Here is a 21,715-nt window from a genome sequence, read left to right on the forward strand (position 1 = left end):
CGGACCTGCTGTTTCGCCGCGGCGGCCGTTGGGCAGACGGAGGAATGCGGATCGCGCGGACCGACCGCGGGGGAGACCGGCCGCGGAGAGACCGATCCCGCGGACACCGACCGCGGGGGGACCGAACGCGCGCAGACCGATCGTGCGAACACCGTGATGCGGGGGTGGTGGCATGGACGGGGCCCGGCCCGAACCGTGGATCGGCGGACACGCCTTCCTCTCCGACTGCGGCACGGCCGCCCTCGTGGCGCCGGACGGCACCATCGACTGGATGTGCGCGCCGCACTTCGACTCGCCGTCCCTCTTCGCGGGTGTCCTCGACACCCGCCGCGGCGGAGGGTGGCGTCTGGAGGTGGAGGGCGCCCGCCCCGCGGACTGGCGCTATGTCGAGGGCACTCTGGCCCTGGAGACCCACTGGGAGGGCGACGGCGTCGGCGCGGTGGTGACCGACCTGCTGGCCGTACGGCGGTCGGGTCCCCGGCTGTGCCGCCAGGGCGTGCTGGTGCGCGTGGTGCGCTGCCTCTCGGGCCGCGCCACCGTGGTCTCCCACGTGGACGCGGCCCCCGACTACGCCCGCCGCGCCGCCGACTGGCGGCCGAACGGTGACGGCGTCCTACGGGAGAGCTCCGGCGCCCTGCTGTGGGGATCCGCGCCGGCTCGCACCGCCGCCGACGGTTCCGTGGAGTACCGCCAGGAGCTCTCCGAGGGCGAGACCGCCGCGTACGCCCTCGACTACCTCGGCGAGTCCTTCGGTCCCGGCGGGGTCGACTGCCACGCCTTCGTCGAACAGACCCTGGCGGCCTGGCGGGCCTGGTCCGACCGGACCCGCTACGACGGCGCCGGAGCCGAGCACGTCCGCCAGAGCGCCATCGTGCTGCGCGGGCTCCTGCACGAGGAGTCCGGGGCCCTGATCGCCGCTCCGACGACCTCCCTGCCGGAATGGCCCGGCGCGCCCCGGAACTGGGACTACCGCTACGTCTGGCACCGGGACGCGGCCCTGGCCGTGCTGTCCTTCCTGCGCCTCGGCCACGGGTCGGAGGCCCGCGCGTACCTCGACTACCTGTTGCGTACGTTCCTGCGCACACCCGAGACCCTCGAACCCATGCACACCCTCCACGGTGACCTCCCACCGGAGGAGACGACCCTCGACCACCTCGACGGGCACGTCGGCAGCCGTCCCGTGCGCGTCGGCAACGGCGCCCGCGACCAGGTCCAGATCGACGTGTACGGCCACGTCCTCGACGCGGCGCTCTCGTACCAGCAGGCCGTGGGCGACCTCTCCGAGAGCGATCTCGACGGGCTCTGGAAGATCGTGGAGGTGGCCCGCGGCATGCGCACGAGCCCCGGCCAGGGGCCGTGGGAGTCACGCGGGGTGCCCCGGCACTGGACCACGTCCCGCGTGTACCTGTGGGTCTGCCTGGACCGGGGGGTCCAGCTCGCGGAGCTGACCGGCCATCGGCCGCCGGGGCTGGCCGAGTGGCGGGAGGAGGCCCACTCGCTGCACGCGGAGATCCTCGAACGGGGGCTCGACCCCGAGTCGGGCGCCTTCGTGCAGTCCTACGGCGGGGACAGGGTGGACGGATCCCTGACCCGCATGCCGATCGTCGGCTTCCTGCCGGGCCATGACCAGCGGGTCGTGCGCACGCTGGAGCGCATCGACGCCGAACTCGGCATCGACACCGACCTTCTGCTGCGCTACCACCCGGTCCAGACCCATGACGGGCTCGACACCGAGGAGGGGGCCTTCCTCCTGTGTTCGTTCGACATGGTCTCCGCGCTCGTGCTCGCGGGCCGCGTCGAGGAGGCCGAGCGCCGCTTCCAGCGGTTGTGCGGCCGGGGCGGTCGGCTCGGGCTGTTCTCCGAGGAGATGGACGCGGACGGCACCATGCTCGGCAACTTCCCCCAGGCCTTCTCCCACCTGGCGCTGATCAACGCCGCGGTCAACCTGGACTCCGCGGAGGATGTCGAGGCCCTGCACGCGTGGGCACGCCGCCGAGCGGGTAGCCGGGCGAGTGTGCAGAGCAGTTCGCAGGCGACACCGTCAGGGAGGGAGGCGCCGGCATGACCGACCCCAAGGAGAAGATCGAACAGGAGGCGCAGGCCTACCGCGACGGAAGCGAGCAGCCCCTGGGCGGATACGCCGCCGTCGTGGCGGGATACACGGCGCTGGTGGCCGCGGGTGTGCTGGCGGCGCGTGCGACCGGGCGCCGGGGCGTGGCGGCGAACGTGGGGCCGTGGGACCTGGCGCTCATGGGCCTGACCACCCACAAGTTCTCCCGGCTGCTGGCCAAGGATCCGGTGACCAGTCCGCTCCGCGCGCTCTTCACCCGGTACCGCGGTGTCTCCGGGCCGTCCGAGCTGGAGGAGGAGGTCCGCGACGAGAGCGGGCGCCGCGCGGTGGGCGAGCTGATCACCTGCCCGTTCTGCACCGCGCAGTGGGTCGCGACCGGGTACGTCTTCGGACTCGCGTTCGCCCCCGGACTCACCCGCGCCGCGGGGGCGGTCTTCAGCGCCGTGGCGGTGTCGGACTGGCTGCAACTCGGGTACGCGCGCCTGCAGCAGGTCCAGGAGTGAGGCCTCCGGGCCCGCGGCCGGACCTGCGGCTGGACCCACGGCCGGCCCCGCGGCTGGATCCGGCCCGGAGCCAGGGGCCCGGCCCGGCCGGGGCCACGGCCGGCCGGGCCTGACGCCCGGGCGCTCGCCCGGACTCCTACACGGGCTCCTGGAGGTCGGGGCTCCTACTCGGACGCTCGCGAGTCCGGCTCCGGGTCCGGCTCGTCCTCCGGGTTACCCGACTCGGGCCCCGCCACGGCCGTCTCGCCCGGGGCGCCCACGATGAGCCCGAACATCGCGTGGTCGATCAGCAGGGCCGTCCGCTCACGCGGCCGCGAGTGCTCGGCGTGGCCGAGCCCGAGCGCGGGGGCGATGGCGAACTCGAACAAGCCCCACACGGCGACGCCGTACAGCGGCCCCGAGATCCGCCAGCGCCGTACACGGCCGGGGAGCAGGCCGAATGCCAGGCCCGCCGCGGATCCGTAGGCCCAGTGGGCCAGTTCGATCGCGGCCGTCCGGCGGTGTTCGGGCACGGCCTCCAACGCGGACGGTACGCCCTCGTGGAGGATGGCGTCGGGCGGTGTGCGCTCGATCGCGCCGATCCCGACCGCGAGCTGCCGCATGCCGGTCATGGCCATGGAACCGACGATGCCTCGGGCGGCGCCCCGGAGCAGCGGGAGTCGCGGCGGGTGGGTCGATCTGGACATGGCGGGCTCCTCTCGCCGATGGGTTCCCGTTCCCCTCCCCTCTAGCCCGAACACGCCCGTGCCACACATCGCTCCCCACGGCCGAGCCGCCGCGGGGCTCGTGCGCCGTCCCGGCCGTCCGCCGCCCGCGGGGGCGCTCCACCCGTCCGCGGCCCCGGTTCACCCCCGCCGCGACTGGGTAGCGGGAGATGTGCACACGGAGTGACCGCCCACGGTCCGCTTCCTCCGTGGAACGGGCCTCGAGTAGGGGGTGAGATGGGAACCGAACGGACCACGGACACGGTGGCGGGGGCCGCCATGGCCGCGTGGGGGGTGCCCGGCCGCACTCCGGCGGTGGTGTGCGTGCACGGCGCGGGGGTCACCTCCCGGCAGATGGCACCACTGCTGTCGGCCTTCGACGGGCGGACCGAGGCGTGGGCGGTGGACCTGCCAGGCTTCGGCTCCAGCGACGCGGGCGGACGCCGGTGGACCGTGCCCGACCTGGCCGACGCGCTCGTGGAGTGGACGCGTGAGCGCGGGCTGACCGACCCCTGTCTGCTCGGCCTGTCCCTGGGCACCCAGGTGGTGGCGGAGGCGGCGGCCCGGCACTCCCAGGACGTGGGCTCCGTCGTGCTGGTCGGACCCACCACCGATCCCGAGGCGCGGTCGATGCCGCGTCTGGCGCTGCGACTGCTCTGGAACAACCTGTACGAACCCCCCTCCGTCGTCACGCAGAGCCTGCGCGACTACCGCGAGACCGGTCCCGGCCGGGCGGCGCGCAGTTGGACGGCGAGCCGTGACCACCGCATCGAGCTGGTCCTGCCGGATGTGCCGCAGCCCGCCCTGGTCGTACGCGGATCCAAGGACCGGGTGTGTCCGGGCCCCTGGGCCGAGGACGCCGCGCGCCTGCTGCCGCGCGGACGCCTGGTGACCGTCCCCGGGCAGCCCCACGCGCTGTCCTGGGCGAGCCCGGGACGGCTGGCGCGCCTCGTCGAGCGCTTCCTGGCCGAGGGGCGCGGATGAGGCCGCGCAGGATCGTCGCGGGGTTCGACTCCGCCACCGCGATGCTGCGGAGTCTGGCGTCGTTCGACGAGGTGGCACGGAAGGAACGGGAGGAACGGAGCGTCGGAGCGGACACCGGCCCAGTGGCCGGTCGGGACCCCGAGGCCCCCGGCCCGGGCACACACGTGCTCTCCGCCGTGGCCGCGGCCGCCGGCCGCGCGCCCCGCGCGGCGAAGGAGAGGCTCTACGCGGTGTCCGGTTGGGCGGAGGCCGTCCCCCGGCGCCGGGTCGCCGAGATCGACTCCGACGCCCTCGCCGAGTGGGTCGCCGACCACTACCGGGGCGGCCGGTCGGACGTCGCCTTCCTCGGCTCCGCCAACGGCGCGCTCACCCATCTGGCCGCGGCGCTCGGTGCGCCCTGGCTGCCGCAGACCCTGCTCATCCCCGTCCGGCGGCACGGCGTACCGCCGGAGGACGGACGGGAGGACCTGCGCCGGATGCGGTCCACCGGTGAGGCCCTCGTACGGCGCAACCCCGACTGGCGGCTGCACCACATGCACGACCCGGTCCAGGACCGGCTGATGATCGAGCACATGTGCTACTTCAGGGTCAAGTGGCTGCGGCTGCCCGCGGCCTACCGCGCGTTCCTGCGGGCGACCCTTCCGCGCGGGGGCACGCTCGTGGTGTCCGACTGCGCCCTGCGTCGGCCGACCACGGCCGTGGGGGAGCGCTACGTGTTCCAGCACGGCGGTCTGGGCGGCGCCACCCAGGACGAACTCCGGTACGGCGGCCCGCGCGTGCGCGCCTTCCTGCGGGCCCACGGGTCCGACCGCCGCGCCTTCGACGCGCCGGAACCGGACGGCGAGCACCCGGAGGCCGAGTGGGGGTTCGCGCCCGAGCTGATGGCGGACCTGGACGAGCTCGCCGCCCGGGAGGGCTGGAAGCTGGTCCGGCTGCGCTACGACGAACCCGAGTCGCTGAGCCCCGCCGTCGCCGACCTGTACCGCGGCCAGTACCGGCGGCGCGGTGTGCCGCCCGACCGCCTGCTCGCGGAGACCTTCATGCTCGTGGAACCGTACTGGGCGCTGCGCACGGGCTCGGTACCCTACTGGGCGGTGTTCAACACCCAGCCCGCACAGCGGGCCCTGGCCGCCTACCTCGACCGGTCCCCGGACTTCGAGGAGATCCGGCTCGGGCTGTTCTCCCACGGGGTGGAGTCGGTGGGCCTGGCCGGGGCCGCCGACTGGGCGCGCGTGCTGGAACGGGCCACCAAGGTGGGCACCTTCCTGGGCACGGACCCCGAGCGCTATCCGCGCGACTTCGCGGTGCTCTTCCGCTTCCGCCGCGAACTGGCGCGGGTGCGGGGGCGCCACCCCCTGCCCGAGCCGTTGAGCTGGGAGGAGGCGGCGCGGACGCTGGCGGGCGAGCCGGGCGTGGACGTAGTGCCGGAACGCGTCTAGGGCCCGGGGCGTGGCAGGCGAACGGCACGGAGCGGGCGGGCGTGGAGGGGCACGCGGCCGGAGGGCGCCTCCGGGCCGTGGTCAGGTCGGACCGAGGAGGGGCCGTGGTGGGCGAACAGCTGATGGAGGGACTGCGACGCGCCGTCAGAGGCCGCGGGCGCGAGCGCGAGCGGGCGGTCCTCATCCTGCGCAGCGTCATCGCCAGCACACTGGCGTGGGCGGTGGCGGCCCAGCTCGTGGACACCTCGCAGGTGGCGTTCGCGCCGTTCTCCGCACTGCTCGTGGTCCGCCCGAGCGTCTACCGGTCCGTGCTCGACTCCGGCCGCTACGTCGCGGCGGTCTTCCTGGGGGCGCTGCTGGCCGGAGCCGCCGGGATCACCGTCGGCGTGCAGCTGTGGGCGTTCGTCCTGGTCGTCCTGGTGGCCCTGATCCTCGGGCAGGCCTCCCTCTTCCGGGACCAGGGACGCCAGATCCCCGTGGTGGCGGCGTTCGCGTTCGCCGGGGGATCCGCGGCGAGCGCGTCGGAGATCGGCGAACTGCTGCTCATGGTCTGCGTCGGCTCGGGTTCGGCCCTGCTGACCCAGCTCGTCCTCGCCCCGTCCGTGCGCTTCCGTGACGCGGAGGACGCCGTGCGCGGGTTCGCCGACTCCCTCGCCTACCTGGTCGACGAGATCGCCAACGGGATGCGCGAGGGGCGGGACGGCCTGGACACCCGCCGATGGGTCCGTATGGCCCAAAGCCTTTCCTCCACGAGGGAGAACGCCCGGGCCGCCGTGGAACGCCAGGACGAACGGGTCCGGCTCAACCCGCGCCGGGTCCTGATGAGGAGCGGATCCACGGTCAGCCTGGGGACCTATCGGAAGTGGATCGCCGCCATGGACCGCGCGTCCTGGCACCTGCGGTCCATCACGAGCACGCTGGACACCCTGGAGCGGGGCACGAGCCGGCTGCCCGCCGAGAGCGAGGGCTTCCTGCGCGTGTACGGCGATCTGCTGGACGCCGTCTCGGACGTCCTGTGGACGCTGCACGAGGACCGGGCCTGGGAGAGCGACCGGGTGCCGGAAGGCCTGAGCCGACGGCTGGACCGCGCCCTGGAGGTCGTCGACCGGTGCCGGACGGACCTGGAACGCGGCGAGAGCGGGAGCCACTGGCACGTGCGCGGATCGCTGCTCACCGACGTCGAGCGCCTGCTGCACGAGCTCCAGGAGGGCCGGTCGGACGCCGAGGACGAGTGAGCGGATCCGGGCGGACGCCGATGGGCTCCGCTTCGGCGGATCCGGGCGGACTCCAGTGGACAACGACCGGTGGTGAACAGCGAGGACGACGTTCGGCGCCCCGTAGGGTCGGGGGACGGGTCCACGACCGCCGACGTGACAAGGGAGTCCGATGAGTCTTCGCATCCAGGAACTGGGCTGGCGCGCCACCCCGATGGGGGAGATCAGCCTGCGCCGGCGCTGGGACCCCGCCGCGCGCACCGACGTCTACGAGATCAAGCTCGACGACGAGTTCCTCATGTCGAGCCTGTTCGTCGCCGCTGAGGTGGAGGTCGCCCGGATCGCCCTCGCCGAACTGCGGTCCGCGGGCCCGCCTCCCGAAGGCGGCTTCGACGTCGCCGTGGGCGGGCTCGGCCTCGGCCACACCGCGCTCACCGTCCTGAACGACGACGGCGTCGGCTCCCTCGTGGTGGTGGAGGCGCTCCAGGAGGTGATCGACTGGCACGAGGAGAAGCTCATCCCGGCCGGGGAGACGCTGACCGCCGACCCGCGCTGCCACCTGTCGCAGGGCGACTTCTTCGCACGCGCGGCCGATCCGGAGGGCGGGTTGGCTGGGGCCGAAGGCCCTCCGTCGAGGGTGGTGGACCGTCCCGACGTGGAGCGCCCCCACGGGCGATGGCGGGCGACGGGCGGGCTGGGGCCGAGTTCGCCCGGAGCGCGCTTCCACGCGGTGGTCGTGGACATCGACCACTCGCCCCGCCACCTGCTCAACCCCGCCCACGCGCCCTTCTACGAACCGGAGGGGACACGGCGGCTCGCCGAGCACGTGCGTCCCGGGGGCGTGTTCACCCTGTGGTCCAACGATCCGCCGGACGAGGCCTATCTCGACGTCCTGCGCGGGGAGTTCACCGGGGTGCGCGCGGAGGTCGTCAGCTTCCCCAACCCGTACCAGGACCGCCCCGCCACCAACACCGTCTACGTGGCGACGAAGCCGCGCGACTGAACCGCGGGACCCTCGCCAGGGCGGCCGCCGGACCGCGGACCTGGACGGGAGTCCGTGCGGGAGTACGGGGAATCCGAGTGGGAATCCGGTGGGTGTCCGTGCGGGAGTACGGCCACCGCGAGCGGGGCAGGGGATCGGTATGGCGCATCGCGGACACCGCACCAGAACCGCCGCGGCGCTCGGCGTCCTGCTGTTGACGGGCGCGTGCGCGACGGACGGCGAACCCACGTCGGAACCCGGGGGGTACGGGCCACCGGGACAGGAGGGCACGGAGGCCGAGGGCACCGGATCCGGGGAACCCGGCGAGCCCGGTGAGCCCACCGACCTGGCCACCGGCCTCGACGTTCCGTGGGGGGTGGGCTTCCTGCCGGACGGATCGGCCCTGATCGCCCAGCGCGACTCCGCCGAGGTCGCGTACGTGGCCCCCGACGGCGCCGTGACCGGGGCCGGGAGCGTGGAGGGGGTCGTGCCCGGCGGCGAGGGCGGACTCCTCGGGCTGGCCGTCGATCCCGAGTTCCCCGAGGACCCGTACGTGTACGTCTACTACACGGCGGAGTCCGACAACCGGATCGACCGGATCGAGTACGACGCGGACGAGAACCGTCTGGCCGGGGCCGAGGCCGTCCTGGACGGCCTGCCGAAGGCGGGCAACCACAATGGCGGCCGCATCGCCTTCGGCCCCGACGGATTCCTGTACGTGGGCACCGGCGACGCCGCCCAGGGGGCGCTGGCCCAGGACACCGACTCGCCGGCGGGCAAGATCCTGCGTGTCACCGAGGACGGTGAGCCCGCTGAGGGCAACCCCTTCGACAACTACGTGTACAGCTACGGGCACCGCAACGTGCAGGGCCTGGCCTGGGACGGCGACGGGCGCCTGTACGCCACCGAGTTCGGGGCCAACGAACTGGACGAGGTCAACCTGATCGAGCCGGGCGCGAACTACGGGTGGCCCGAGGTGGAGGGACCCGGGGGCGGGGACGAGTACACCGATCCCCTGGTGACGTGGTCGCCCGAGGAGGCCTCGCCCAGCGGCGCGGCCATCGCGGGCGGCGCCCTGTGGACGGCCGCGCTGCGCGGCGAGCGCCTGTGGCGGATCCCCCTGGACGGCGAGGGCGGACTCGGCGAGCCGGAGGCCTACTTCGAGGGCGACCACGGCCGCCTGCGCACGGTGGTCGCCGAGCCGGGCGGCGAAGCGCTGTGGCTCACCACGAGCAACCACGACGGGCGCGGCTCGCCCGCCGACGAGGACGACCGCGTGCTGCGGGTCCCGCTGGAGTGAGGCCGGCCGCCGCCCCGGGCCGGGGACGGGACCCCGCCCCGGGCTCAGCGGGCGGTGCCCGCCGCCCCGGTCGCCGCGCACACGGCGGGGAGGGCCCGGCGCCGAGCCGAACCCTCCCCGCCGGCGATCTCAGCCGCAGACCGCGCCGTTGAGCCGGAAGAGCTCGGGGGCCGGAGCCGGTCCGCCCGAGCGCGTTCCGACGAAGCCGAACGTCGCCTCCTCGCCGGGGTCGATCGACCCGTTCCAGTCCAGACTCCGCGTGCTCACCCGGGGCCCGGACTGCTCCAGCTCACCGCTCCAGTGCCGGCCCGCCGACTGTCCGCCGGTGAACGACCACCCGAGCTCCCAGTCGGCCACGGGCTCGTCCCCGGTGTTGCGGATCGTCACCTGGGTGGTGAACCCGCTGTCCCACGCGCCGTGCACCGTGTAGTCCACCTCGCACGTCGACGCGGCCGGGAGGGCCGCCTCGCCCTGGTCGGTGACGAACGCGGACACCCACGCCAGAGCCGAGTTCCAGTTGATGGTCAGCTCGTTGGTCGACCACGCGTCGATGTGGTCGATGTAGCAGAACTGCGGTGCGCACCCGGCCAGGTTGGCCTGGCTGACCGGGTCCCAGGTGGCGGTGTCGGAGTTCGGTCCGCCCGACAGGGTGCCGTCGGGCGGGTTCGGCAGTGACGGGTCCAGCTGGGCGGCGTACCACCGGCTGTGCTGGTTGACCGCGTCGTTCTCGCCGTACCCGGTGACGTAGGACTGGTTGAGCGCGTTGCGCCCCAGCACGTAGTCCATCCCCTCCAGGACGGCGTCGCGGTAGCGCGCGTCCCCGGTCAGGTCGTAGGCGGTCGCCAGGACGACCATGGTGTTGAGGACCAGACCGTTGGAGCCCCATACGAGGACCCCGTCCTCGGGGTTCAGGACCAGTCCGTAGGGGTGCTCGTCGGCGGCCGCGAGGTAGTCGTCGGCGGCGGCGACCACGGACGCGCGGACGTCCTCGCGGTCGTCGAGGGCGTTGGGGACGGTCGCGAGCTGGAGCCGGCCCAGGGGCGCGGTCCAGCGCCAGTCGAAGGCGGCGTCGGTGAAGGCCTCACCGGTGTGCAGCTCCGCACCGGTCACGGCGTCCTCGTACTCGGCCGCGCCCGTGGCGAGGTACAGCTCGGCCGCCGCCCAGTAGAACTCGTCGGCCACGGTGTCGTCGTCGTAGGGGCCGCCGCCCTCGCCGCCGGCCGTCGCGAAGCGGTCGGGGTGCTCCAGTGCCGCGTCCCACGCGGCCTCGCCCGCCCGCTCGCAGGTGTCGGCGAAGTCGGCGTCGTAGGGCGCGAACACCCGGGCGCACTGGGCGGCGGTGGCGGCCAGGTTCAGGGTCGCCGCCGTCGACGGCGGGTGCAGGTAGCGGGGCTGGGGGTCGCGGTCGGGCATGAGCGGCAGGCCGGTCCACGCGGCGTCGTGCACCTTGTGGTGCGCCATCCCCGCGAGTTCCTCGCCCTCGGGCACCTGCATGCTGAGCAGGAACTCCATCTCCCAGCGGGCCTCGTCCAGGACGTCGGGCACGCCGTTGTCGCGTTCGGGGACCGCCAACGTGGAGTCGGCGACCCGGTCGGGGTCTCCGGTGGGGGCGTGGTGGGCGCGCTCGTACACGCTCATCAGCTGGTGGACGGAGATCCCGCCGTTCACCACGTACTTGCCGTGGTCACCGGCGTCGTACCAGCCGCCGGACACGTCCAGGGAGTAGTCGCACGGCGTGTCCGGATGGCAGGTGACCTCGGTGTCGCCCTGGTTGGGCTCCACGCCGGCGTGGCCCGCCGGACGGCCGTAGCCGGGGGCGATCTCGTCGCTGATCTCGATGCCGCTGCGCTGGGTGTAGTAGAAGTCCAGGGCGTCGGTCGCCAGGTCGGCGTAGGGTTCGGCGGCGATGTCGAACGGGTGGCTCGTCTCGCCGTCCGCGGTCACGGTGAAGCCGGTGCCCGCCTCGGTGAAACCGCTGAAGTCGAGCGAGTGGACGTTCTGGTCCGAACTCGGGTCCACGCCTTCGGGGACGGTCTCTCCGTCGGCGACGACCGCGCCCTCGGCGTCGGCCAGTTCCCAGTCCAGGGGCTGTTCGGCGTCGGTGACCACGGTGGCGTTCTTGGGGCCCTGGGGCAGGTAGCCGACCTGGTTGACGCGCACGCGCGGGCCTGTGTCGGGCTCGTACACGGGAGGTTCGGCCCCGCCGAGCAGGGACACGTCGTCCAGGCAGAAGGTCCAGTCCTGGGCGGCGCCGCCGATCTGGAAGGCGACCTGGGCGTCCGGCAGGTCCGTGGAGGCGGTGAAGACGTGGCCGTAGGTGGCCGGGTCGGCGCCCAGGGCCGGGCGTTCGTCCAGCTGGGTGCGCCAGGGGTCGACGGGTTCCTGGACGAGCGTCCGCACCACGACGCCGTCGGCGCCCGAGGCGGTGTAGGTGAAGTCGTAGGACTCGTCGGCTTCGAGGTGGACGCCGTCCTGGCCGATGATGGCGTCCCATGGATTGTCGGTTCCGCCGGGGACGTCGGCGCACAGGGCGCCGTCGACGACGCTCATCTCGATGCCGGAACTGGCCCACCAGCCGGTGGCGCCGTCGGAGAAGTCGCCGTTGACGATCTGCTCGACGGGATCGTCGGCGGCCTGGGCGGGTGCGGCCGTGAGGAGGCCGCAGGTGAGGGCGGCGCACGCGCTGAGCGCGAGCGCCCTGGTCGGGACGGTCATGGCTTCCTTCCGCTGGGGGTGGGCGACCGGGTCGGCCGCCGCGGAGGTTGGGAGCGCTCCCACATGCATGGTTGTGGGAGCGGCCACGCCTGTCAATGGGGGTAAACGGGAGACACGCTCCGCCCCGGCGTTCGTTCCGATCGCCGGAGCGGGCGTGACCGGCGGTCAGGGACCGTCGCCCAGGGTCTCGATCAGCCGTTCCCGCGCGGCCGCGAGGCGTCCGGCGTAGTCGGCGGCGAAGATTCCGGGCAGCGACGTGTCGAGTGTCCCCGAGATCGTGTGCAGAGCGCTCCAGACCGCCCGGTCGTCGATCGCGGCGTCCAGGGCCGGTCCGCCCTCGGCCCGGTCCAGCCAGTCGGAGAGCACCAGGGCCTGGTCCTGGGACAAGCGGATGGTCACGTCGTCGTTCACGGGTCACTCCGGGGGTTCCAGGCGTGTGGGTCGTGTGGGGAACGCAACGGGCGCGCGGATCGAGTTCGTCCACAGGCTGTGGACAACTTGGCGTTCGGCCGGCCTGTCCACAGCCTGTGGACAAAGAAGCGTCAGGCTTCGGGTCGGAGGTGGCGACCGGGGGTGTCCGCGCATGACGAGACCCGCCCGCGGCGGAGCCGGGGCGGGTCGATCGCGAAGCGCGTGTGCTCAGGCCTGGTCGGCCTCGTCGTTCCCCTCGTCGCCGGCCGGGTCGCCCTCGGCCGGCAGCAGGCCCCGGGCGATGACCTCCTCGGTCAGCGCGCGCAGCACCTCGGCGGCGTCGCCCGTGTGGCCCGGGTGCTCGGACACCTCGCGCAGCTCGGCGAGGATCGCCGACACCACGGTGTCCCACCGCAGGATCTGGGCGAGCGGAACCGCCTCCGTGGATTCCCGCCAGCGGCGCAGGGCGTCGAGCCGCCCGTGCTCGACCGCCTCGTGGGTGATGTGGAACAGCAGGTCAACGGTGCGCTCGTGGGACTCGGGGTCCATGAGGTCGACGTCGATCACCGGCACCGGCTGTGTCGCCCCGTCGTCCTCCTGGGGGCGCAGGTGGTAGACCTTCCACAACCGGCCGTTGGTGAGCACGATCCACCGGGCGCCCTGTTCGGCGGCGACCCGGCGGGCCATCTGGATGTTGCGGATGTCCAGTTCCTGGCCGACGCCCTTCACCTCGACGGGGGCGAACACCTCACCGTCGAGGAGGATGGCGTAGTCGACGGAGTCACCGCTGGTCCGGTACTCGGTCGTCAGCTCCTGGTACTTGCTGTAGTTCAGGCCGACGCTGAGGAAGTCGGCGACCAGCAGACGGGTGTCTCCGTCGTTGGCGTCGCGTTCGATCAGCTCGGCCAGCGGTCCCGACAGCCGGTCGATCGCCGCGGCCAGCCTGCCGCGCACCGGGGTCTCCCAGCTGACAGGGGTGGTGAACTGACCCGTCCGGGTCATCACCTGGGTTGCCTCGACGTCCATGAGTGTCCGTTTCCGTGGTCGCCGTGGGCCCCGCCGCACGCTGCCCGGGGGCACGGGATGAGGGAGGATTGGCCGCCCCGATCGTACAGCTCCCACGGCCCTGTCGCCGATTCGACCCGTGGGCGCGCGCCCCGGATCCGGTCGTGCCAGGTCCGGCCGGGCGCAGTCCGGCCGCCCGAATCTGGTCCGGCCCGGTCTGGTCCGGCCCGGCCCGGTCCGGTCCGGCCCGGTCCGGCCGTATCCGATCCGGCCGGGCCGCTCACCGCCGCCAGGTCAGCCGGCCCTCCCTGAGGTCGGCGATCAACTCCCTCACCCAGCGCAGTTCGGACTCGGCCATCGTCCGCCGGTACTCGTCCTCGACGAGGAAGAGGCGGGGCACGCCCATCGCGGCGGCGGCGCGGCCGTCGTCGGCGATCGTGCCGAGGAGCTCCTCCAGCGCCGAGACCCGTCGTTCCAGCAGGTCGGCGACCTCCGCGGCCGGGAGCGCGGGCAACGAGGCGAGCGCGACCGGGAACTCGGGGAACTCCCGCGCGGGGGTGGAGAGCATGGTGCGCAGCCAGGACAGCAGCGTCTCGCGGCCCTCGGCGGTCAGCTGGTAGACGGTGCTCCGCGGCCGCTTCCCCTCCCGCGCGGTCTCGCGTACCTCGATCAGCCCGTCCCGCAGCAGGCGGTCCAGCGTCTGGTAGACGCTGTTGCGCTGCGCGATGTTGACGATCGCGTCCTTGCGCCGCTCCTTGATGAGCTGCTGCATCCGGTAGGCGTGCATCGGCTCCTCTTCCAGCAGCAGGAGCAGCTGGACCGCGAGGGACGAGCGCTTGTGGGGCCGCGAGGGCATCGGGCTCCTTTCCGGGCCGCCCCGCCGGGTGTGGGCGCGGACGCGGTGCGGGTGCGGGTGTCGAACCCGGGGCCGGCTCCCGGTTCCCGGCTCTTGGGACCCAGGGATATCTCAGGGGCCGCCTCAGGGTCGTGGGGCGTTGTTTCGATGATCATCATATGTATAGTCATAATATGACTATCAACAATGAAGGGAGTCGGCCATGACGAAGGCACTGATCATCGGAGGCGGGATCGGCGGCCCGGTGGCCGCGGCCGCGCTGCGGCGGGTGGGCGTGGACGCCGTCGTGTACGAGGCCCACGCGGGTCCCGGGGACCACCTGGGGTCCTTCCTCGGCCTGGCGCCCAACGGTCTGGCCGGCCTGGACACGTTGGGCATGCTCGACCCGGTGCTGGCCGCCTCCGCCTTCCCCAGCACGCGCATCGAGATGGTCGACCGCAAGGGCCGCAGGCTGGGTCTCCTCGATGACGGCTCGGACCGGCTGCCGGACCGTTTGCGCACCATCACCGTCACCCGGGGCGCCCTCCAGCGCGCGCTGGCCGAATCGGCCCTCGACCAGGGCGTGCCCATCGAGTACGGACGGCGCTTCACCGGCTACACCGAGGGGCCGGACGGCGTGGTCGCCGAGTTCGCCGACGGGAGCACCGCCGAGGGGGACGTGCTGATCGGCGCCGACGGGCTGCACTCCCGCGTCCGCGGCGTCATGGACCCCGACGCGCCCCGGCCGGACTACACGGGGGTCATCGGCAGCGGCGGACACGTGCCCGCGCTGGACATCGAGCCGACGCCGCCCGCCACCACGCGGATGGTCTACGGCCGCCGTGCCTTCTTCGGATACCAGACCACTCCGGAGGGAGGGGTCTTCTGGTTCACCAACCTGGGGCATTCCGAGCTGACGAGGGAGGAGATCGCGGCGCGCGGGGACGAGGAGTGGAAGCGGTTCGCCCTGGACGCCTTCGCCGGTGACCCGCCGGTGATCACGACGATCCTCGAAGCCGAGGACCCCGCGCGGCTGCGTCCCCTGGGCAGCTACGACATGGCCTCGCTGCCCCGCTGGCACCGGGGCCGCGCCGGCCTGCTCGGCGACGCCGCCCACGCGGTCTCCAGCTCCTCCGGCCAGGGCGCCTCGCTCGCGATCGAGGACGCCCTGGTGCTCGCCCGGTGCCTGCGCGACATCCCCGCCGTCCCCGACGCGCTGGCGGAGTACGAGGCGCAGCGCCGCGACCGGGTGGAGAAGATCGCGGCGGAGGGCCGCAGGCGCAGCAACCAGAAGATCGGCTCGGACCACCCGGTGGCGCTGGTCATGCGCGACCTGATGCTGCGCGCCGTGTTCGCGATCATCTCCCGGTTCGACGGCACCTCCTGGATCCACGGTTACCGCGTCGACATCGATGCCCCCGCCAGGACCGGTTCCGGCCCACGGGCGTGAGCGCCGCGTCCCGGCCGCCGGAGCCGGGGCACGGGCCTGCTCGCGGGGGAGGGGCGCCTTCCCTCGGTCGCCGGAGCGGCGGTGGACCCGGTCGCGGGGGAGCGGCGCCTCTCATCGGTCGCCGCAGCCTTGGGCACGGGGCCTGACTTCAGGTGTGGGCGCCCTCGGGTCACGGCCGCGCGGCGGGCACGGCACGCTCGCCGAAGTCCTCGGCCACCAGGCGATCGGCCCACCGGGTGAGCGACGGCCACACGGGCGGCGGGGTCAGGCCCGCCGCGCGTGTGAGGGCGTCGGCCGAGGCCGTGTCATAGCGGTCGTCGCTGAGGAAGGACAGGGTCTCGGGCTCGACACCGGTCAACGCGCGGGGGAGTCGCCGCAGCAGACCGACCGGAACCCTGCCCCGCGGAGCGCGCACGTCCAGGTGCGCGGCCAGGCCGCGCAGGAGGTCGTGCAGCGCGGGGGTGCCGTCGTCGAGCACCCAGTGGGCGGGGACGCGGGCGGGGTCGCTCGCGCGTGACCCGCGGCCGTCGGCGGCGGCGTCGGCGTCGGCGGCGTCCTCGGTTTCGGTGGAGTCGTGGACCGGGACCGCGGCGAGGAAGCGCGCCAGGTGGTCGACGGTCACCACCGGCACGAAGGTCGACGGTCCGCCCGGCAGGAGCGGCAGCCGCCCCCGCCACAGGTCGCGGACGGTCCGGGCCAGGCCGATGTACTGGCCGGCCTCCCCGGTCTCGGAGTCGCCGATGACGGTCGCGGGGTTGACGATGCTCAGCGGCACGCCCTCCCGTACGGCGAAGTCCCGCACCAGGGCGTCCGCCTCGATCTTGGCGGCCTCGTAGGCGCCGCGGTCCCGGTAGAGCCGGCCGGCCTCGGCCGGCGTCGGCGGGGCGGCCAGGACCCCGCTCGCGCGGTACCCGGTGACGTGCACCGCGCGCCTGAGCGAGGAAAGCCGGGACGCCCAGGTGAGCGCGTGCAGCGCGCTGTCGACGTTGGCCGCCCGCGCCTCCTCCCTGCTCAGGCCGAAGCGGTAGAGCCCGGCGCAGTTGTAGACGTCGCGCACGTCCCGGAGGCGGCGCGCGGCGTCGCCGCCGAGTCCGAGTCCGAGACCGAGTCCGAGATCGGGTCGGCCGAGTTCGACGTGGACGGTGGTCAGGCGTGCGGTGGGCACGGCGTGCTCCCCGAGCCAGGTGAGCAGGGCGGCCTCGCCGCGGTCGCCGCGCGTGCCCGCGGCCACGGCCTGTCCGCCGTGGAGCAGCTCGGCCACGAGCCGGCGCCCGATGAGCCCGGTGGACCCGAGTACGAGCGTCTGTGGGTTCGGTGCTGCGTGGAGTGGTGGCATGCGAACTCCTAGATAGATCGATCTACATATTTTTGTGGCGAACGACGGCGTCTCGCGATCCGGATCTCCGTGCGCGAGGGCGTGCCCGGGGGCCTGCCGCACCCGGGGGCACGCCCTTGGTCCCGGTTCCGGCCTCTGCCCCGGCCTGGGGGGTCAGGCCTCGCTTCGGGCGGGGCGGTCGTCCTGGAGGAGGAGCGCGACCGACGCCCGGGCCCGGTCGAGCGGGGCGCGGCTGCGCGTCGCCCGGGAGAGCAGGATGGCGCCCTCGATGAGGGACAGTACGGACCAGGCCTGCGCGTCCGCCGCTTCCGAGGTGCGCCCCTCGGCCAGCAGCCGGGCCGCGAGCTCCCTCTGCCACGAGGAGTAGACCCGGGTGCAGACCTCGTGCACGCGGTCGTTCGTGGCCGCGACGTCGACCGCGGTGGCCGCCAGCGGGCAGCCCTTGGTGAAGGCCGAGCCCACCATCCTGTCGGTGAAGAGGTCGACCAGCCCCTGGACCAGACCCGCGGTGTCGGGCGCCTCGTCGGCCAGGCCCGCGAGCGCGGCGCCCACCTCCTCGCCCGCGGCTTCCAACGCCGCGGTGACCAGTTCGTCCTTGCCGCCGGGGAAGTGGAAGTACAGCGAGCCCCGCGGGGCCCCGCTGGCGGACAGGACCTGGTTGAGCCCCGTGCCCGCGTAGCCGTGCGCCTCGAGCAGCTCGCGCGCACCCTCGATGAGCCTGGCCCGCGTCGCCGTCCCCTTGGTTCCCATGGAGGCCACACTAGACCGATCTATATATTTCTGCCAGTCCGGTTCCACGCGGCGGGGGCGGGGCGGCGGCCGGTCGGGAAGGACGGTGATCGGTCGGTCACCCCATAGGGTCTTGGTTCCCAAGGCATGGAAAGCGGAGGAACATGCTCTTCTCGATCCCCGGGACGGGGTGGCTCCTGATCGCGGCGGTGGCGACGGTCGTCTTCATGGTCGGCATGCGCGCGCTGGTCATCGGAGCGACCTCCGGGGACGGGGTCCCCGGCACCTGGAAGGAGCAGGGCAGGCAGGGGATGCGGGCGTTCTACGTCGTGACCCCGGCGTTCGCCGCGATCGTCCTGGGGGCGAGCGTGCTCCGTTCCGATCCGCCGTCGACCATCCTGTTCCTCTACAGCACGTCGTTCGTCGCCATCCCCGTCGCGCTGCTCCCGGTGCGCGGCCGCATGGTCCGGCTCCACATCGCGCGGCAGGAGGACCCCGACGTCGCGCCCAGATCCGACTGGGTCGTGACCCTGTGGCTGGTGTTCGTCCTGGGAACGGCGTGCCTGGGCTCCACGGCCGCGTTGCTGGTGTCGATGCGCGGTGCGTGAGACCGGCCGTGGCGCGGGTCCGCAGGCAGGCAGGCAGCGCACACCCGCTGGCCCGCTGGCCCGCTGGCCCGCAGGCCAGGGGCCGTGCCCGAGTCCGGGGATGGGACCCGCGTGCGGGACTCGGGCCGGCCTCGGTGGATCGCGGCGGGTCCGTCAGGCGGAGACGCCCAGCTCCGTCAGCAGGGTGCGCACGCGCTGCTCGATGTCGTCGCGGATGGGCCGCACGGCCGCCACGCCCTGGCCCGCCGGATCGGGCAGGGTCCAGTCGAGGTAGCGCTTGCCGGGGAAGATCGGGCACACGTCGCCGCAGCCCATGGTGATGCAGACGTCGGAGGCCTCGACGGCGTCGCTGGTCAGGATCTTGGGGCTCTGGTCGGTGATGTCGATGCCGACCTCGTCCATGGCCGCCACGACGGCGGGGTTGATCGAGTCGGCGGGGGCCGAACCCGCCGAGCGCACCTCCACACGGTCGCCGGCCAGGTGCCGCAGCCAGGCGGCGGCCATCTGGGAACGGCCCGCGTTGTGGACGCAGACGAACAGCACGGACGGGGTGTCAGCCATATGATCCCACCTTCTCTTTTTCGGATCTGGCCTGGTCGTCGGTCCAGGTCAGCGAACGATTCGCATCAGCCTCGAATGATATGGCATCATCAGTACATGCTGACATCAGTGGACACTGATCTGATCAGGGTGCTGGGGGATCCGCTGCGCCTGCGCATCGTCTCCCTGCTCGCCCACGAAACCCTCTGTACCACGCACCTGGTCGAGGAGACCGGTGCGAAGCAGACCAACCTGTCCAACCACCTGCGCGTGCTCCGCGAGGCCGGTGTGGTCGAGACCGAGCCGTGTGGCCGGTTCACCTACTACCGGCTGCGCCCCGAGGCCCTGGAGGCCCTCTCCGGTGCGCTGGGAGAGCTCGCCGCCACCGCACGTGCGACCATCGCCGCCGACACCAAGAGGGCCTGCCCATGACCCGCGCCGACACCCCGGCCCCCGCACCCGGCGCCGTCGCCGCCCGGCTCTCCACGCTCGACCGCTTCCTCGCGGTGTGGATCCTGCTGGCCATGGCGATCGGCCTCGGCCTGGGCCGAGTGGTCCCCGGACTCGACGAGGCGCTGGCCGCCCTGGAGGTGGGCGGCATCTCGCTGCCCATCGCCCTCGGTCTGCTCGTCATGATGTACCCCGTGCTGGCCAAGGTCCGCTACGACCGGCTCGACAGCGTCACCCGCGATCGGCGGCTGCTGATCTCCTCGCTGGTCGTGAACTGGGTCGTGGGCCCCGCGGTGATGTTCGCGCTGGCCTGGATCTTCCTCGCCGACCTGCCCGAGTACCGCACCGGGCTCATCATCGTCGGGCTGGCCCGCTGCATCGCCATGGTCATCATCTGGAACGACCTGGCCTGCGGGAACCGGGAGGCGGCCGCCGTCCTGGTCGCCCTGAACTCCGTGTTCCAGGTGCTCGCCTTCGGACTCCTGGGCTGGTTCTACCTCGATCTGCTGCCCGGCTGGCTGGGCCTGGACACCGACGGGATCGACGTCTCGCCGTGGATGATCGCGCTGAACGTGGTCATCTTCTTGGGCATCCCCCTGGTCGCGGGCTTCCTGACCCGCCACCTGGGCGAGCGGCGGATGGGCCGGGAACGCTACGAGTCGAAGTTCCTGCCCCGCATCGGCCCCTGGGCGCTGTACGGGCTGCTGTTCACCATCGTGCTGCTCTTCGCGCTCCAGGGCGGGACCATCACGAGCCGGCCGCTGGACGTGGCCCGCATCGCGTTGCCGCTGCTGGTCTACTTCGTCGTGGTGTGGTTCGGCACCTTCGCCTTCGCCAAGGCGATCGGGATGGACTACGGCCGCACCACGACGCTGGCCTTCACCGCGGCGGGCAACAACTTCGAACTGGCCATCGCGGTCGCCATCGCCACCTTCGGCGTCACCTCGGGCCAGGCCCTGGCCGGGGTCGTCGGGCCGCTGATCGAGGTGCCGGTCCTCATCGCCCTGGTCTACGTGTCACTGGCCTGGCGGCGCCGCTTCACCGCCGACCGGCGGTAGGCGGATCCGCGCCGGGAGCGGCCAGGTGTTCGGACCCCGCCGACACCTGGCCGCTCCCGTGTCGGGAAACGGACCGGGGCGACGTCAGCCCTGGTCGATCGCGAAGGCGAGGAACTGCGTCACCTGGCCCGCGCTGAAGTTGTTGTCGGAGACCATGACCAGCGTCCGGCGGCCGTCCGGCAGGTCCGGGCCCAGCGCCATGCCCTCGAGGTTGTCCGGGGCGACGCCGAAGTCGTCCTCGATGTTCGCGACGAGGGTCTTGGTGACGGCCGGGGTCTCCGTCACCGCACGGCCGGGCCGGATCCGGTCCGCCGGTCGAGTCGAGACCTCGTAGATCCGGACGTCGTTGCCGACGCCCTGAGAGTAGGACCGCTCCAGAGCGAGGAACGTGGTGTCGTCGAGTGCCAGCAGCTCGACCAGGCCGTTGTCCGCGTGCCCGCCGGCCGGCACGGGGGCGTCCGGGATCGGGTCGGTCTCGTAGACGTATTCGGTCTTCGGCTGCTCACGCCGCGTGTGGTACTCCAGGATCCGGGACCGACTGCCGGCCTCGAGCGTGGCCGCTTCGCCGTCCTGGACCAGGGCGTTCTCGGTAGCGGTCACCAGGCGCCGTCCGGACGGGGTCAACGTGAGCGACTCGAAGGCCAGGTTGTCGCGGATGCCGGCGTCGCCGTCGGCGGTCGGTGCGTAGTCCCGCGGCACCGGCAGCTCGGCGGCCGACGCACCGTCACGGGTGTAGCGGTGGACGGATGGGGAGACCAGGTCGCCGGCGTCGCCCTCGGAGGAGACGTACACGTCGCCGTCACCGTCCAGCGCGATGCCCTCGGGGTCGACCGTGCCCTGTGGGTAGGGCCGGCCGTCCGCGCCGCGCAGCGTGGTCACGCCGGTGAAGTCGACGTCGCCCTCCACCAGGTCGCCGTCGGCCAGGTCGAGGCTCAACTCGTAGAAACGGGCGTCGTCGCGGTCGCTGCGATCGTCGGAGATCGCCAGGAAGCGGTCGGCCTCGGCGTCGTACGCCAGGCCGGAGATCCCGCCCATCTCGGTGCCTTCCACCTGGTGACCCGTGGGCAGTCGTACCTCGCCGAGCAGCTCGATCTCCGGAGCGTGCGCCCGCTCGGCGGCCACAGCGGGCACCGCCACGAGGATCCCGGCCAGCCCCGTCATCGTCGCCATGATCGGTCGCAGCATCGCCTTGCCCTCCGCCTGTGGTCATCCGGTCCAGTGGGACGATAGCCACGTCGGATGAACGTGATCGTTCGCCTGGATGAAGCCATACCCGCGCACGGCGGGTCCGTCGTCCACCTTCACGCCTGGCAGGAGCGTGCTCAAGGGCCGGCGGCTGGGGGAGAGGGTGGCCGAGGAGCTGCGGTGAACCCGTGCGGAC

At 73.2% G+C, this 21,715-nt stretch carries 20 protein-coding genes; 11 read left to right on the forward strand and 9 right to left on the reverse strand.

Translation table 11 applies throughout. The features are described from left to right. Positions 1 to 172: 172 nt before the first annotated feature. Together DFP74_RS13005 and DFP74_RS13010 are read left to right on the forward strand one after the other, a co-directional pair. Positions 173 to 2,065 (forward strand): glycoside hydrolase family 15 protein, encoded by a 1,893-nt coding sequence (locus DFP74_RS13005; protein ID WP_121181945.1) that lies wholly within the window; start codon positions 173 to 175, stop codon positions 2,063 to 2,065. Then, positions 2,062 to 2,574 (forward strand): DUF1360 domain-containing protein, encoded by a 513-nt coding sequence (locus DFP74_RS13010; RefSeq protein ID WP_121181946.1) that lies wholly within the window; start codon positions 2,062 to 2,064, stop codon positions 2,572 to 2,574. Before DFP74_RS13005 ends, DFP74_RS13010 begins: the two co-directional genes overlap by 4 nt. Positions 2,575 to 2,738: 164 nt before the next feature. On the opposite strand, the gene DFP74_RS13015 is transcribed toward DFP74_RS13010, so the two are convergent. Beyond that, the gene (locus DFP74_RS13015; protein ID WP_121188220.1) at positions 2,739 to 3,191 is read right to left on the reverse strand and encodes a hypothetical protein; all 453 of its coding nucleotides are present in this window, start codon (positions 3,189 to 3,191) and stop codon (positions 2,739 to 2,741) included. Positions 3,192 to 3,515: 324 nt separating this feature from the next. Between DFP74_RS13015 and DFP74_RS13020 the strand changes: the two genes are divergently transcribed. The 5 genes from DFP74_RS13020 (at position 3,516) to DFP74_RS13040 (ending at position 9,197) form a co-directional block, all read left to right on the forward strand. Further along, positions 3,516 to 4,262 carry an alpha/beta fold hydrolase gene (locus DFP74_RS13020; protein ID WP_121181947.1) on the forward strand — a complete coding sequence of 249 codons (747 nt, stop codon included), beginning with the start codon at positions 3,516 to 3,518 and terminating at the stop codon, positions 4,260 to 4,262. Beyond that, a complete protein-coding gene (locus DFP74_RS13025) occupies positions 4,259 to 5,701 on the forward strand; it encodes a hypothetical protein (protein ID WP_121181948.1) in 1,443 nt (480 codons plus the stop codon). Before DFP74_RS13020 ends, DFP74_RS13025 begins: the two co-directional genes overlap by 4 nt. Positions 5,702 to 5,808: 107 nt before the next feature. Further along, complete coding sequence (locus DFP74_RS13030; RefSeq protein WP_233570953.1) at positions 5,809 to 6,936, forward strand: aromatic acid exporter family protein; 1,128 nt, start codon at positions 5,809 to 5,811, stop codon at positions 6,934 to 6,936. Between the two features lie 151 nt (positions 6,937 to 7,087). Then, the gene (locus DFP74_RS13035) at positions 7,088 to 7,918 is read left to right on the forward strand and encodes a spermidine synthase (RefSeq protein ID WP_121181949.1); all 831 of its coding nucleotides are present in this window, start codon (positions 7,088 to 7,090) and stop codon (positions 7,916 to 7,918) included. A 139-nt stretch (positions 7,919 to 8,057) separates the two neighbouring features. Next, positions 8,058 to 9,197: a sorbosone dehydrogenase family protein gene (locus tag DFP74_RS13040; protein WP_121181950.1), complete on the forward strand. Its 1,140-nt coding sequence runs from the start codon at positions 8,058 to 8,060 to the stop codon at positions 9,195 to 9,197. 129 nt (positions 9,198 to 9,326) lie between these two features. Here DFP74_RS13040 and DFP74_RS13045 read toward each other — a convergent pair whose 3' ends face one another. The 4 genes from DFP74_RS13045 to DFP74_RS13060 form a co-directional block, all read right to left on the reverse strand. Further along, positions 9,327 to 11,912, reverse strand: a complete 2,586-nt coding sequence (locus DFP74_RS13045; protein WP_121181951.1) for a glycoside hydrolase family 9 protein — start codon at positions 11,910 to 11,912, stop codon at positions 9,327 to 9,329. Positions 11,913 to 12,077: 165 nt separating this feature from the next. Further along, positions 12,078 to 12,323: a hypothetical protein gene (locus DFP74_RS13050; RefSeq protein WP_199725628.1), complete on the reverse strand. Its 246-nt coding sequence runs from the start codon at positions 12,321 to 12,323 to the stop codon at positions 12,078 to 12,080. Between the two features lie 228 nt (positions 12,324 to 12,551). Next, a complete protein-coding gene (locus DFP74_RS13055) occupies positions 12,552 to 13,349 on the reverse strand; it encodes a hypothetical protein (protein WP_121181952.1) in 798 nt (265 codons plus the stop codon). A 259-nt stretch (positions 13,350 to 13,608) separates the two neighbouring features. Further along, positions 13,609 to 14,184, reverse strand: a complete 576-nt coding sequence (locus DFP74_RS13060) for a PadR family transcriptional regulator (protein ID WP_121181953.1) — start codon at positions 14,182 to 14,184, stop codon at positions 13,609 to 13,611. A gap of 202 nt (positions 14,185 to 14,386) precedes the next feature. On the opposite strand from DFP74_RS13060, the gene DFP74_RS13065 reads away from it, so the two are divergent. Then, positions 14,387 to 15,613, forward strand: a complete 1,227-nt coding sequence (locus tag DFP74_RS13065) for an NAD(P)/FAD-dependent oxidoreductase (RefSeq protein ID WP_121181954.1) — start codon at positions 14,387 to 14,389, stop codon at positions 15,611 to 15,613. A gap of 169 nt (positions 15,614 to 15,782) precedes the next feature. Here DFP74_RS13065 and DFP74_RS13070 read toward each other — a convergent pair whose 3' ends face one another. Together DFP74_RS13070 and DFP74_RS13075 are read right to left on the reverse strand one after the other, a co-directional pair. Continuing rightward, the gene (locus DFP74_RS13070) at positions 15,783 to 16,949 is read right to left on the reverse strand and encodes an SDR family oxidoreductase (protein WP_121181955.1); all 1,167 of its coding nucleotides are present in this window, start codon (positions 16,947 to 16,949) and stop codon (positions 15,783 to 15,785) included. Positions 16,950 to 17,102: 153 nt separating this feature from the next. After that, complete coding sequence (locus tag DFP74_RS13075) at positions 17,103 to 17,699, reverse strand: TetR/AcrR family transcriptional regulator (protein ID WP_233570954.1); 597 nt, start codon at positions 17,697 to 17,699, stop codon at positions 17,103 to 17,105. A gap of 143 nt (positions 17,700 to 17,842) precedes the next feature. On the opposite strand from DFP74_RS13075, the gene DFP74_RS13080 reads away from it, so the two are divergent. After that, a complete protein-coding gene (locus DFP74_RS13080; protein WP_121181956.1) occupies positions 17,843 to 18,286 on the forward strand; it encodes a hypothetical protein in 444 nt (147 codons plus the stop codon). 153 nt (positions 18,287 to 18,439) lie between these two features. Here the strand turns inward: DFP74_RS13080 and DFP74_RS13085 are convergent, their stop codons facing one another. Further along, positions 18,440 to 18,847: an arsenate reductase ArsC gene (locus DFP74_RS13085; RefSeq protein ID WP_121181957.1), complete on the reverse strand. Its 408-nt coding sequence runs from the start codon at positions 18,845 to 18,847 to the stop codon at positions 18,440 to 18,442. Positions 18,848 to 18,943: 96 nt separating this feature from the next. Between DFP74_RS13085 and DFP74_RS13090 the strand changes: the two genes are divergently transcribed. Together DFP74_RS13090 and arsB are read left to right on the forward strand one after the other, a co-directional pair. Beyond that, complete coding sequence (locus DFP74_RS13090; protein WP_121181958.1) at positions 18,944 to 19,258, forward strand: helix-turn-helix transcriptional regulator; 315 nt, start codon at positions 18,944 to 18,946, stop codon at positions 19,256 to 19,258. After that, complete coding sequence (arsB, locus tag DFP74_RS13095) at positions 19,255 to 20,334, forward strand: ACR3 family arsenite efflux transporter (protein WP_121181959.1); 1,080 nt, start codon at positions 19,255 to 19,257, stop codon at positions 20,332 to 20,334. Before DFP74_RS13090 ends, arsB begins: the two co-directional genes overlap by 4 nt. An 84-nt stretch (positions 20,335 to 20,418) precedes the next feature. Here arsB and DFP74_RS13100 read toward each other — a convergent pair whose 3' ends face one another. Then, positions 20,419 to 21,519, reverse strand: a complete 1,101-nt coding sequence (locus tag DFP74_RS13100; RefSeq protein ID WP_121181960.1) for an esterase-like activity of phytase family protein — start codon at positions 21,517 to 21,519, stop codon at positions 20,419 to 20,421. Positions 21,520 to 21,715: the final 196 nt, after the last annotated feature.

The organism is Nocardiopsis sp. Huas11, from assembly GCF_003634495.1.
Taxonomy (GTDB): Bacteria; Actinomycetota; Actinomycetes; order Streptosporangiales; family Streptosporangiaceae; genus Nocardiopsis.